The sequence below is a fragment of the Bradyrhizobium sp. CCBAU 51765 genome, assembly GCF_015291725.1.
Lineage (GTDB): Bacteria > Pseudomonadota > Alphaproteobacteria > Rhizobiales > Xanthobacteraceae > Bradyrhizobium > Bradyrhizobium liaoningense.
In genome coordinates this window covers 8,343,412-8,355,754 of the sequence record NZ_CP030038.1, presented here as the reverse complement: position 1 = coordinate 8,355,754, position 12,343 = coordinate 8,343,412, and the positions used below count along the sequence as shown (strand labels likewise).

At 65.6% G+C, this 12,343-nt stretch carries 8 protein-coding genes; 5 read left to right on the top strand and 3 right to left on the bottom strand.

Annotated features, from left to right (window positions below; translation table 11 throughout):
- Positions 1–74 precede the first annotated feature (74 nt).
- The gene (locus tag XH96_RS38690) at positions 75–491 is read right to left on the bottom strand and encodes a DUF1304 domain-containing protein (protein WP_194390474.1); all 417 of its coding nucleotides are present in this window, start codon (positions 489–491) and stop codon (positions 75–77) included.
- A gap of 41 nt (positions 492–532) precedes the next feature.
- On the opposite strand from XH96_RS38690, the gene XH96_RS38685 reads away from it, so the two are divergent.
- Positions 533–1,063: a methylated-DNA--[protein]-cysteine S-methyltransferase gene (locus XH96_RS38685; protein ID WP_194390473.1), complete on the top strand. Its 531-nt coding sequence runs from the start codon at positions 533–535 to the stop codon at positions 1,061–1,063.
- 169 nt (positions 1,064–1,232) lie between these two features.
- Here the strand turns inward: XH96_RS38685 and XH96_RS38680 are convergent, their stop codons facing one another.
- Positions 1,233–4,022, bottom strand: coding sequence for a [protein-PII] uridylyltransferase (locus XH96_RS38680; protein ID WP_194390472.1), 2,790 nt, complete (start codon positions 4,020–4,022; stop codon positions 1,233–1,235).
- A gap of 248 nt (positions 4,023–4,270) precedes the next feature.
- Here XH96_RS38680 and XH96_RS38675 point away from each other — a divergent pair, with 248 nt between their 5' ends.
- The 3 genes from XH96_RS38675 to XH96_RS38665 all read left to right on the top strand — a co-directional run bounded on the left by XH96_RS38675 (position 4,271) and on the right by XH96_RS38665 (position 7,812).
- A complete protein-coding gene (locus tag XH96_RS38675) occupies positions 4,271–4,780 on the top strand; it encodes an OsmC family protein (RefSeq protein ID WP_194390471.1) in 510 nt (169 codons plus the stop codon).
- A 177-nt stretch (positions 4,781–4,957) separates the two neighbouring features.
- Positions 4,958–5,761, top strand: a complete 804-nt coding sequence (locus XH96_RS38670; RefSeq protein ID WP_194390470.1) for a hypothetical protein — start codon at positions 4,958–4,960, stop codon at positions 5,759–5,761.
- A 374-nt stretch (positions 5,762–6,135) separates the two neighbouring features.
- Positions 6,136–7,812: a PAS domain-containing methyl-accepting chemotaxis protein gene (locus XH96_RS38665; RefSeq protein ID WP_194390469.1), complete on the top strand. Its 1,677-nt coding sequence runs from the start codon at positions 6,136–6,138 to the stop codon at positions 7,810–7,812.
- Between the two features lie 114 nt (positions 7,813–7,926).
- Here XH96_RS38665 and mutS read toward each other — a convergent pair whose 3' ends face one another.
- Positions 7,927–10,665 carry a DNA mismatch repair protein MutS gene (gene mutS / locus XH96_RS38660; protein ID WP_194390468.1) on the bottom strand — a complete coding sequence of 913 codons (2,739 nt, stop codon included), beginning with the start codon at positions 10,663–10,665 and terminating at the stop codon, positions 7,927–7,929.
- A gap of 320 nt (positions 10,666–10,985) precedes the next feature.
- Between mutS and pcaF the strand changes: the two genes are divergently transcribed.
- Complete coding sequence (pcaF, locus tag XH96_RS38655; RefSeq protein WP_194390467.1) at positions 10,986–12,194, top strand: 3-oxoadipyl-CoA thiolase; 1,209 nt, start codon at positions 10,986–10,988, stop codon at positions 12,192–12,194.
- Positions 12,195–12,343 lie beyond the last annotated feature (149 nt).

Sequence of the window (12,343 nt, the reverse complement as noted above, 5' to 3'; positions counted from 1 at the left end):
GTCGCCATCGCTGCCGAAGATTGTGGAGGAAGGTTCGCCGCGGCGCAAGGATCGCGGCGCTGCGCCGTAGCGTCTCAGGCCAAGAACAACGCAACCAGCGCGACCGCCGCCGGCAGCGCCTGCACCATCAGAATCCGCGTGCTGACGGTCGCTGCGCCATAGACGCCGGCTACGATCACGCAAAGCAGGAAGAACGCCTTGATCTGGAGCGCGAAGGCGGGATTGCCGTGCATGAGGCCCCAGAGCAGGCCGGCAGCGAGGAAGCCGTTATAGAGGCCCTGATTGGCGGCCAGCACTTTCGTGATCTCGGCCTTCTCCGGCGTATTCCGAAACACTTTGAGGCCCAGCGGCCTGTCCCAGAGAAACATCTCCAGGATCAGGAAGAAAACGTGCAGTGCCGCGACCAGCGCCACCAGCACATTGGCGATCAGGATCAAGGTCAGCTCCCCCAAAAGCGTCAGCTTTCGGGTGGACGTTAGCACGGCCGGCATGGCAAGTGCGATGGGTGTGTTTTCGATTGCCTGGTGCCGCGATGCCCGTTCGATCAATCAAGACGCCTGAACGCTTCGGCCTCGACCGCCTGACGACGCCGATCGGGATCGCGCTGCTCGTCACCGATGCTGATGGTGACTTGCGCGCGCTCGACTGGGAGGATTACGAGCACCGCATGCGCGGGCTGTTGCGCCTGCATTACGGTGCCGTGGATCTGAGCAACCAGCCTGCGCCTGCGGATATGCGGACGGCGCTGTCCGGCTATTTCGAAGGCGAACTCGGCCAGCTCTCCGCCATCGCGTGGCGCATCGCCGGCACGCCGTTCCAGCAAAAGGTCTGGACCGCGCTTGGGCAAATCCCGGCGGGTACCACGCTGAGCTACGGCGCGCTCGCCGCGAGGATTGGCATGCCCAAGGCCGTTCGTGCGGTCGGCCATGCCAACGGCTCCAACCCGATCAGCGTGGTGCTGCCCTGTCACCGCCTGATCGGCGCGGATGGCTCGCTGGTGAAGTACGGCGGCGGACTGGAGCGCAAGCGCTGGCTGCTGCGGCATGAGGGGGTTGAGGTCTAGATCTCTCCCCGTCGTCATTCCGGGGCGCGCGCAGCGCGAGCCCGGAATCCATTTGTCCGCGCAACCAGTGGTTCGATGGATTCTCAGGTGCGCAATTGCGCACCATAGCTCGTCGCTTGCGCGGCGCCCCGGAATGACGAAAGAGAGAGTCGGGCTCGAACGGTGAGCCTCACGCCGCCGGCTGCACCGCCTTGTCGCCGGCCATCACATGGGTCAGCGCGCTCTTGATCGCGGCCTGCCGCGTCGGCGCGTTGATCTGGGCGCCCAGAAGGTCGGTCACGTAGAACACGTCGCGCGCGCGCTCGCCGAAGGTCGCGACATGGGCCGAGGCGATATTGAGATTGAGTTTGGAGATGGCCGTGGTCAGCTCGTAGAGCAGGCCGGGCCGGTCGAGGCCCGAGACCTCGATCACGGTGTAACGGTCGGACCACTGGTTGTTGATGGTCACTTCCGGCTCGATCACGAACGGCCGTGCCTTGCTGCGCACGGTGCGCCGCGCCACCACCTCGGGCAGACGCAGCTTGCCCTCCAGCACGTCCTCGATCATCTCGCCGATGCGCGTGGCGCGCCGACCCTCGTCCTCGTCGCGGTCGTATTCCCGGGAGATCGAGATCGTGTCGAGCGCGCGGCCGTCGGTCGTGGTGTAGATCTGGGCATCGACGATGTTGGCGCCGGCCGAGGCACAGGCGCCCGCGATGATCGACAGCAGCCAGGGATGGTCGGCGGCAAAGATTGTCAGCTCGGTGACGCCGCGCACCTCGTCGAAGCCGACATTGATCGCCAGCTTGTGGCCGGCCTGCTCGCTGGAGCGGACGAAGCGGGCGTGGCGGATCTTGCGCGGCAGCTCGACTTTGAGCCAGTAGGCGGGATAGTGCCGGGCGATATAGGCGTCGAGCTCGTCCTTCGGCCATTCGGCGAAGGCCATGCGGAATTCGGCGTGCGCGGCCGCAAGACGTTTTCCCCGGTCGACCTCCGAGAACCCGCCCGTGAGCACCGGTTCGGTCTCGTAGTACAGGGAGCGCAAGAGCTGCGCCTTCCAGCCGTTCCACACGCCCGGGCCGACGCCGCGGATGTCGGCCGTGGTCAGGATGGTCAAGAGCTTCATCTGCTCGACCGACTGCACCACGGCGGCGAAATTCTCGATGGTCTTGCGATCCGAGAGGTCGCGCGACTGCGCGACCGTGGACATCGTCAGATGCTCCTCGATCAGCCACGCCACGAGCTCGGTGTCGGCAGGGCTGAAGCCGAGCCGCGGGCACAGCCGTCGGGCGACCTTCGCACCGGCGATCGAGTGATCCTCGGGCCTGCCCTTGGCGACGTCGTGCAGCAATGTCGCGATGTAGATCACCGCGCGGTGCTCGGGCCGGCTCTTGCGCATGAGATCGCTGGCGAGGGCGAACTCCTCGATGCCGCCGCGCTCGATGTCCTGGAGGAAGCCGATGCAGCGGATCAGATGCTCGTCGACGGTGTAGTGATGATACATATTGAACTGCATCATCGAGACGATCTTGCCGAAAGCGCGGATGAAGTGGCCGAGCACGCCGGTTTCGTTCATCCGCCGCAGCACGATCTCCGCGTTGTCGGAGGTCAGGATCTGCATGAACAGCCGGTTGGCCTCGGGATTTTCGCGCAAGCCCGCGTTGATCAGGCCGAGCGAGCGCGTCACGTCGCGCATCGCATCCGGGTGAAAAGCGAGGTTGTTCTTCTGCGCGAGGCGGAAGATGCGGATCAGGTTGACCGGATCGTGCTTGAACACGTCCGGCGCGGCGACGTTGATGCGGTTGTTGTCGACGATGAAGTCGTCGCTGTCGGGGACGCGCCGCTTCGCTGCGGTCGGTCGCAAGCGCGCCATCATCCGGCTCAGCACCGGGGCAGGCTTGGCCTGCTGGTCCTCGAGCTTGGCGCAGAGAATGGCGGTGAGGTTGCCGACCTCCTTGGCGACCAGGAAGTAGTGCTTCATGAAGCGTTCGACGTCCTGCATGCCGGGATGCGAGGTGTAGCCGAGGCGGATGGCGATCTCGCGCTGGAGATCGAAGGACAGGCGCTCCTCGGCGCGGCCAGAGTAGAAATGCAGATTGCAGCGCACCGACCAGAGGAAATCGGCGCAGCGGCGGAAGGTGCGGTATTCCTGCGCGTCGAACACGCCGCGCGCGACCAGCTCGTGGGTGTCGCGCACGCGGTAGACGTATTTGGCGATCCAGAACAGCGTGTGCAGGTCGCGCAAGGCCCCTTTGCCGTCCTTGACATTGGGCTCGACCAGATAGCGCGACTGGCCGCCGCGGCGGTGCCGCTCCTCGCGCTCGGCGAGCTTTGCGGTGACGAATTCCGACGCGGTGCCCTGCACGACTTCCTTATCGAAGCGCTCGACCAACTCCTCATAGAGTGGCTTGTCGCCGGTGAGGAAGCGCGTCTCCAGGATCGCAGTGCGGATCGTCATGTCGCCGCGCGCCTGCCGGATCGATTCGTCGACCGAGCGGGTGGCGTGACCGACCTTCAGCCCCATGTCCCAGAGGCAATAGAGGATCGCCTCGGCGACCTGCTCGCCCCAGGCGGTCTGCTTGTAGGGCAGGATGAAGAGCAGATCGATGTCCGATTCCGGCGCCATCAGGCCGCGGCCATAGCCGCCCGTGGCCACGACCGCCATGCGCTCGGCGCCGCTCGGGATCGGCGAGCGGTAGAGATGGCGCGTCGCCGCCGAATACAGGATGCGGATGATCTCGTCCTGCACGTGGCAGAGCCGCTCGGCGCAGCGCCGGCCGTGGCGGTCCTTCAAGAGAATCGCCTGCGCGGCGGCGCGCGCCGCGATAAGTTCCGCCTTGAGCAATTGCGCCATCGCCGTACGGAACGCGTCCTCGCGTCCCTGATACTGTTCGGCAAGCGCATCGACCGCGGCGGTGATCCGCGCGGTGTCGAAACGATCGTCCACCCCGGCCTTCTGCTCAGTCGCGATGCTGTCCATGTCCCTCCGGATATAAGAGGTGACAGGCGCTGTCACGAGACATTCGCAAGCCAGCGACCGATGAGCTCGGTCATGCAGATCGGACGGTCTGTGGCGCTGCTCGTTAATTCAAGCGTAACATCATGAAAATACGTTTGTTTTTGGCTCGATTTCAGTCGCTCATGGCAGCTCCCATCAATCATGAGCTGACACGAAACCGGCCGCCTTCTATACCGCTTGTGAGGAACGACATGCCGGGAGAAAACAAGATGGACGCTGTCCAACTGCGCCAGATGCAAGCCCCAATCAAGGAGCGCTACAAGACCGATCCCAAGGCCGCGCTGATCACGCTGAAGGCCAAGGGCTCCACCGACGGCGAAGGCATTGCCTGCAAGGTCGAGACCGGCCGTGCGATCGCGATGGCCGGCCTGCATCCGGGCACTGGCGGTTCCGGCCTCGAGCTCTGCTCCGGCGACATGCTGCTCGAAGCCCTGGTCGCCTGTGCCGGCGTCACGTTGAAATCGGTTGCGACCGCAATCGAGGTGCCGCTCAAGACCGGCAACGTCTACGCCGAGGGCGATCTCGACTTCCGCGGCACGCTCGGCATCGACAAGGAGACGCCGGTCGGCTTCGCCGAGATCCGCCTGCGCTTCGAGGTCGACACCGACGCGCCGCAGGACAAGCTCGACCTGCTGCTCAAGCTCACCGAGCGTTATTGCGTAGTCTATCAGACCATCAAGAACGGCCCCAAGGTGTCGGTGTCGATGCAGCGGATGTAGAAGGCGCAGGTCGTCATCCCAGCAATTGGTGTCCTCCACAAGCCCAGGCCGTCGTGATCTCGAACGGTCGTTGCTCCAGTCCAGCTCTCAAACCACTACGGCCTGTGGTTATGGATTCTCAGGTGCGCAATTGCGCACCAGAGCTCGCGCGTCGCGCGCCCCGGAATGACAGACAGAATGTCCCTCGAACTCCATTTCGTCCTCGTCCTCCTGTTGCGCATGGCGATCGCGGCGGCGTTCGTGGTGTCGGCGTCGATCATCACCGAACGCGCGGGGCCTGTGATCGGCGCGCTGGTTGCGACCCTGCCGGTATCGGCCGGTCCATCCTACGTCTTCCTCGCGATCGATCATGACGCCGCCTTCATCGCGCAGGGTGCGCTGGCGAGCCTGCCGGTCAATGCGGCGACGATTTTCATGTGTCTCACCTATGTCGTGCTGTCGCAGCGGCACAATCTCGTGGTGAGTTGTGGAAGCGCCGTCGCGGTCTGGATCGTGCTTGCATCGATCATCCGCCAGTTCGACTGGTCGCTCGCCGCGGGACTTGCTGCCAACCTGATCGCGTTCGGCATCTGCATCCCGATCCTGGCGCGGTATCGCCACGTGAAGATGCCGCTGGTGACGCGCCGCTGGTACGACGTCCCGATGCGGGCTCTGCTGGTTGCGACCCTCGTCGCCATCGTGGTCTCGACGTCAGGATGGGTCGGCCCGCGGATCAGCGGTATCATCGCGCTGTTTCCGGTCGTGTTCACCAGCATGATGGTGATCCTGCACCCGCGCATCGGCGGCCCGCCGACGGCCGCGGTGCTTGCCAACTCCGCCTGGGGACTGCTCGGCTTCGGCATGGCGATCGCCATCATGCACGTTGCGGTGGCGCAATTCGGATCGGCGACCGGTCTTTCTCTTGCCCTTGCAACCTGCGTGCTGTGGAACCTGACGCTGTGGCAACGTGGGCGCGCCATACGGAAGGCGCGATCACCGTGAGACTACGGAACGGAGCGACACCGCGTCGCGCAAACGCTGGCCCAGACATGTCCGGCACAACGCGGCGTACGCACAAGCCATTGATCGAGATGCGTCATTTCAAATCGCAGCCGCGATTGCAGTTGATCTTCGATGCGCGCCAGTATCGCTTTGGCTCCAGCCGATTTCCGACAGATCTATTAGAACTTTCTTCGCGCTTTTCATCTACGAATAAGCCAGCGTACCCGCGTCCGTTGCCGTGAGCGCGAACTCGTCCGAGCTGCATCCGAGTGCAGGGACGCGCGGGAATTGTCGATTTGAATACGGCTGTGCCGCTGCAACTGTTGTTTCCCCCACACGAGCCGTCCAGGCTATTTCGAGATGGAGATTCCTTTATGTTCGGTCGCAAGTCCCACAGCGATGCACAGGCACGACTCGACGCCATCGGCCGTTCGCAGGCCATGATCGAATTCAATCTCGATGGCTCGATCATCACGGCGAACAAGAACTTTCTCGACGCCCTCGGCTATCGGCTCGACGAGATTCAGGGCAAGCATCACTCCATGTTCGTGCCGGCCGACCAGCGCGGCACCGCCGAGTACAAGGCGTTCTGGGCTGCATTGAACCGTGGCGAGTATCAGGCGCGCGAGTTCAAGCGGATCGCGAAGGACGGCCGCGAGGTCTGGATCGAAGCCTCCTACAACCCCGTGCTCGACGGCAACGGCAAGGCGGTGATGGTCGCCAAGATTGCGACTGACATCACTGCGAAGAAGATCCGGAGCATGACGGATGCGTCGAAGATCGCCGCCATCAGCCGCGCTCAGGCCGTCATCGAATTCAGGCTGGACGGCACCGTCGTCACGGCCAACGAGAATTTCTGCAAGACGCTCGGCTACTCGCTGGCCGAGATCGAGGGCAAGCATCACAGCCTGTTCGTGGCGGAGGCCGAACGCAACAGCTCGGCCTATCGCGAATTCTGGGCCGCGCTCAACCGCGGCGACTATCAGGCTGGCGAGTTCAAGCGGATCGCCAAGGGCGGCCGCGAGGTCTGGATTCTCGCCTCCTACAATCCGCTGCTCGACGAAAGCGGCAAGCCGTACGGGGTCGTCAAGTTTGCAACCGACGTGACCGCGGAGAAGCTGAAGAACGCCGATCTCGCTGGTCAGATCGCCGCCATCGACAAGGCGCAGGCGGTGATCGAGTTCAACATGGACGGCACGATCATCACCGCCAACGCCAACTTCCTCGGCGCGCTCGGCTATTCGCTGGCCGAGATCAAGGGCCAGCATCACAGCATGTTCGTCGAGCCTTCGGAGCGCGATGGAGCCGGCTATCGCGAGTTCTGGGCCGCGCTCAATCGCGGCGAATACCAGGCGGCCGAATACAAGCGCATCGGCAAGGGCGGAAAGGAAGTCTATATCCAGGCCTCGTACAACCCGATCCTCGATCTCAACGGCAAGCCGTTCAAGGTGGTGAAATACGCCACCGACACCACGCGGCAGGTGCTGGTCCGCATGGGCAACGAGCGTGTCCGCGGCATGATGGAATCGGTCGCCGCCGGCTCGGAGGAGCTCAACGCCTCGGTGCGGGAGATCTCCGAGGCGATGACCAAATCCCGCGAAACCGCGATGAGTGCGGTTGACCAGGTCTCCTCCGCCGACGCACAGGCCCAGCGCCTCACCGAAGCTGCGCAGGCGATGAGCGGCATCGTCGAGATGATCAACAACATCACCGGGCAGATCAATCTGCTCGCGCTCAACGCCACGATCGAGTCGGCCCGCGCCGGCGAGGCTGGCCGCGGCTTCGCGGTGGTCGCCTCCGAGGTCAAGAGCCTCGCCAATCAGGCCAAGCAGGCCACCGACAAGATCGGCGAGGAGATCGGCAGCCTCAACAGCATTTCCGGCGACGTCGTCAGTGCGCTCGGTTCGATCAAGCAGGCGATCAACAATGTCAGCGAATACGTCACCTCGACGGCCGCAGCGATCGAGGAGCAGAGCACGGTGACGAACGAGATGTCGACCAGCATGCAGCGCGCGGCCGCCGAGGCCGCGGCGATCGCGGCGAGGGCGTAGCGAGAATCGTAGGGAGGGCAAAGGCGCGCTCTTTGCGCGCCGTGCCCACCATCTCTTCCCGATCTCTCCATTGAAGTGGTGGGCACGCTCCGCTTTGCCCACCCTACGGAACCGTCACTGCTTCGGCAGCCTGGCCTTCAACGCATAGAGCGCATCGAGCGCTTCGCGCGGCGACATTTCGTCGGGGTGCAGCGCCTTCACCGCCTCCATCAGCAACTCGGCCTCGCTCGGCGGCGCGGCTTCTGCGGCGGCGCGCGAGGGGACTGCGAACAGCGGCAGGTCGTCCACCAAGGCTCGCGCGGTCTGGCCGCGGTCCTGCGCCTCCAGCTTGGAGAGCACGGATTTGGCGCGTGTGATCACCGCCGGCGGCAGGCCGGCGAGTTTCGCCACCTGGATGCCGTAGGAGCGGTCGGCCGAGCCCGGCAGCACCTCGTGCAGGAACACGACGTTGCCCTGCCATTCCTTGACCCGCACCGTCGCATTGAACATCCGCGGCAGCTTGGCCGCGAGTGCGGTCAGCTCGTGATAATGCGTCGCGAACAGCGTCCGGCAGCGATTGCTCTCGTGCAGATGCTCGATCGCGGCCCAGGCGATCGAGAGGCCGTCGAAGGTCGCGGTGCCGCGCCCGATCTCGTCCAGAATCACCAGCGCGCGCTCGCCGGCCTGGTTCAGGATCGCCGCGGTCTCGACCATCTCCACCATGAAGGTGGAGCGGCCTCGGGCCAGATCGTCGGCGGCGCCGACGCGCGAGAACAGGCGGTCGACGACGCCGATCCGCGCGCGCGTGGCCGGCACGAAGCTGCCGATCTGGGCCATCAAGGCAATCAGCGCATTCTGGCGCAGGAAGGTCGATTTACCCGCCATGTTCGGGCCGGTCAGCAGCCAGAGCTGGCCGGACTTCTGCGCTGGCGCAGGCGACAGGTCGCAGGCATTGGCGATGAACGGCTCGCCGTTGCGCTTCAGGGCCTGCTCGACCACGGGATGGCGGCCGGCCTCGATCGCAAAGCTGAGCGAGCCATCGACCTCGGGCCGCACATAGTTTTCGTCGACCGCGAGCTTGGCCAGCGCCGTCGCGACGTCCAGCAGCGCAAAACCCTGCGCCGCAGCGCGCAGATCGTCGCTGATCTCGAGCGCTTTCGCACAGAGGCGCTCGAAGATCTCAAGCTCGAGGCCGAGCGCGCGGTCGCCGGCATTGGCGATCTTGGCCTCGATCTCGCCGAGCTCGGAGGTGGTGAAGCGCACCTGTCCCGCCAGCGTCTGGCGATGGATGAAGGTGGCGTTCAGCGGCGGCGACATCAGCTTGTCGCCGTGCTGGGCGGTGACCTCGACGAAATAGCCGAGCACGTTGTTGTGCCGGATCTTCAGCGCCTTGACGCCGGTGTCGTCGGCGTAGCGCGCCTGCATCGAGGCCACCACGAGGCGTGAGGCGTCGCGCAGGTTCCGCGCCTCGTCGAGGGCGGGCTCATAGCCCGCGCGAACGAAGCCGCCGTCGCGCTTGATCAGGGGCAGCTGCTCGTCGAGCGCACGGGCAAATTCGGATGCGAGCTCGCGCGACGGCCTTTGCAGCGCCGCCATCACCGCCGTGATCTCCTGCGGCGGCGCATCCAGTTCAGAGAGGCGCGTCAGCACCTGATCGGCGGCGATGATGCCGTCGCGGATGCCGGCGAGGTCGCGCGGTCCGCCGCGGCCTACCGAGAGCCGAGCCAATGCTCGCGACATGTCGGGCGCGCCGCGCAATATGCTGCGAATGTCCTCGCGTGCCGCGGAATCGGCAACGAAAGCGCTGACCGCGTCGAGCCGGCGGGCGATCGCCGGGGCATCGGTCAGCGGCGCCGCCAGGCGCTGCGCCAGCAGACGCGAACCCGCCGAGGTCACCGTGCAGTCGATGGCGTCGAGCAGCGAACCGCGGCGCTCGCCGGCCAGTGTCCGCGTCAGCTCGAGATTGGCACGTGTGGCCGGATCGATCGCCATGGTCGCGCCGGAAGCCTCACGCGCGGGCGGCGACAGCGGCGGATGCTTGCCGACCTGGGTGCGGTCGACATAGGTGACGGCGGCGGCCGCGGCGGTGGCCTCCAGGCGCGTGAGCTGGGCGAGCCCGTCCATGGTCGCGACGGCGAAGTAGTCGCACAGCCGCTTCTCGGCGGTGGCGCCGTCGAAGACGTCGCGGGTCAGCGGCGTCACCGCCGGCAGCTCGCGCAGGATCTGGCCGAGCTCGTTGTCGTTGTAGAGCGCGTCGGTGACGATCGCCTCGTTCGGGTTGATCCGCGCCAGCGTCGCGGAGAGCTCGCCGCCGGAAGCTTCCGTCACCATGAACTCGGCGGTCGAGATGTCGATCCAGGCGAGGCCGAAGCGGTCGCCGCCGGCGGAGGAGCGGGCGCGCGCGATCGCGAGCAGGTAATTGTTGGCGCGCGCGTCGAGCAGCGTGTCCTCGGTCAGCGTGCCCGGCGTCACCAGCCGCACCACGCCGCGACGCACCACGCTCTTGTTGCCGCGTGCCTTGGCCGCAGCGGGATCCTCGGTCTGCTCGCAGACCGCGACGCGGTGGCCGGCCGAGATCAGACGATGCAGATAGTCCTCGGAGCGCTCGACCGGCACGCCGCACATCGGGATATCCGCGCCCTGATGCTTGCCGCGCTTGGTCAGGACGATGCCGAGCGTCCTGGAAGCGATCTCGGCGTCCTCGAAGAACAGTTCGTAGAAGTCGCCCATCCGGTAGAACAGCAGGAGGCCCTGATGCGCCGCCTTGATCTCGAGGTACTGTTCCATCATCGGCGTGACGCGCGCGGCGGCTTCGGCCTGCGGCGCGGGCGTGTCCTCGGGGGGCGGAACGGGTATCGGCTGTTGCATCGTCATGGGCGGCGCAACCTACAAAATTTCGGTACCTGCTCCTATCGCTTTGGCCGGGATGCGGAGGTTTTCCACGTTGTCCGTGTGGGGCGCGCAGTGCTGCCACATTCTCGGTCGTCATTCCGGGGTGCGCCGGCAGGCGCAGACCCGGAATCCATCGGGCCGCACGTCACGCCGATAAGTGGATTCCGGGTTCGCGCCAAATGGCGCGCCCCGGAATGACGTCTGCCCCGCGAAACCGTCAATTGACCTGCCGCGGGCGCCCTCCTAAAACTCCGCCGACATTGAAGAATTTGGCCGGACCGCGGCATTCAGGGAGAACAACGATGCGTGACGTCTTTATCTGCGATGCCGTGCGGACCCCGATCGGCCGTTTCGGCGGGTCGCTCGCCAAGGTGCGCGCCGACGATCTGGCCGCCGCCCCCATCAAGGCGCTGATGGCAAAACACCCCAATCTCGATTGGGCGCAGGTGGACGAAGTATTCTTCGGCTGCGCCAACCAGGCCGGCGAGGACAACCGCAACGTCGCGCGCATGGCGCTGCTGCTGGCGGGCCTGCCGGATTCGGTTCCCGGCCAGACCCTGAACCGGCTCTGCGCCTCGGGTCTTGATGCAGTCGGCGCCGCGGGCCGCGCCATCCGCGCCGGCGAGATCGAGCTCGCCATCGCCGGTGGCGTCGAATCGATGACGCGCGCACCCTTCGTGATGGGCAAGGCGCAGGAAGCCTTCTCGCGTTCGGCCGAAATCTTCGACACCACCATCGGCTGGCGCTTCATCAATCCGCTGCTGAAGGCGCAGTACGGCGTCGATGCCATGCCCGAGACCGGCGAGAACGTCGCCGAGGAATTCCAGGTTTCGCGTGCCGACCAGGACGCCTTCGCCATCCGCTCGCAGCAGCGCGCAGGCGCCGCGATCGCGGCAGGCTATTTCGCCGAGGAAATCATCCCGATCACCATTCCTGGCGGCAAGGCCGGTCCTGTTACGGTCGACAAGGACGAGCATCCGCGCCCTGAGACCACGCTGGAAGGCTTGGCAAAACTGAAGCCGATCGTGCGCAATCCCGGCACGGTCACGGCCGGCAACGCCTCCGGCGTCAATGACGGCGCTGCCGCCATGATCCTGGCGTCCGAAGCGGCCGTGAAGAAGCATGGCCTGACGCCCCGCGCCCGCATCCTCGGCCTCGCCTCGGCCGGCGTGCCGCCGCGCATCATGGGTATCGGCCCGGTGCCCGCGACCCGCAAGCTGATGGAGCGGCTCGGCAAGAAGATCAGCGATTTCGACCTGATCGAGCTCAACGAAGCCTTCGCCTCGCAGGGCATCGCCTGCATGCGCCAGCTCGGCGTCAAGGACGATGCCGATTTCGTCAATCCGCATGGCGGCGCCATCGCGCTCGGCCATCCCCTCGGCATGAGCGGCGCGCGGCTCGCGCTCACTGCCGTGCACGGCATGGAGAAGCGCGGCGGCAAGCTCGCGCTCGCCACCATGTGCGTCGGCGTCGGCCAGGGTGTGGCCGTCGCGATCGAGAAGGTGAACTGACGGGACGCGCAGCGTCCTGTCATCCCGGGGCGGTGCCCAGCACTCGTCATGCCCGGGCTTGTCCCGGGCATCCACGTTTTTGGTGCTGTGAGAAGATCGTGGATGGCCGGGCATAGGCGAGCGCAAGCGACGCCGTCCTTCGGACGGCT

What these genes read in the sequence shown, in the direction of transcription:
- XH96_RS38690 (WP_194390474.1), bottom strand. Translation starts at nt 491, where the DNA reads ATGCCGGCCGTGCTAACGTCCACCCGAAAGCTGACGCTTTTGGGGGAG.
- XH96_RS38685 (WP_194390473.1), top strand. Translation starts at nt 533, where the DNA reads ATGCCCGTTCGATCAATCAAGACGCCTGAACGCTTCGGCCTCGACCGC.
- XH96_RS38680 (WP_194390472.1), bottom strand. Translation starts at nt 4,022, where the DNA reads ATGGACAGCATCGCGACTGAGCAGAAGGCCGGGGTGGACGATCGTTTC.
- XH96_RS38675 (WP_194390471.1), top strand. Translation starts at nt 4,271, where the DNA reads ATGGACGCTGTCCAACTGCGCCAGATGCAAGCCCCAATCAAGGAGCGC.
- XH96_RS38670 (WP_194390470.1), top strand. Translation starts at nt 4,958, where the DNA reads ATGTCCCTCGAACTCCATTTCGTCCTCGTCCTCCTGTTGCGCATGGCG.
- XH96_RS38665 (WP_194390469.1), top strand. Translation starts at nt 6,136, where the DNA reads ATGTTCGGTCGCAAGTCCCACAGCGATGCACAGGCACGACTCGACGCC.
- mutS (WP_194390468.1), bottom strand. Translation starts at nt 10,665, where the DNA reads ATGACGATGCAACAGCCGATACCCGTTCCGCCCCCCGAGGACACGCCC.
- pcaF (WP_194390467.1), top strand. Translation starts at nt 10,986, where the DNA reads ATGCGTGACGTCTTTATCTGCGATGCCGTGCGGACCCCGATCGGCCGT.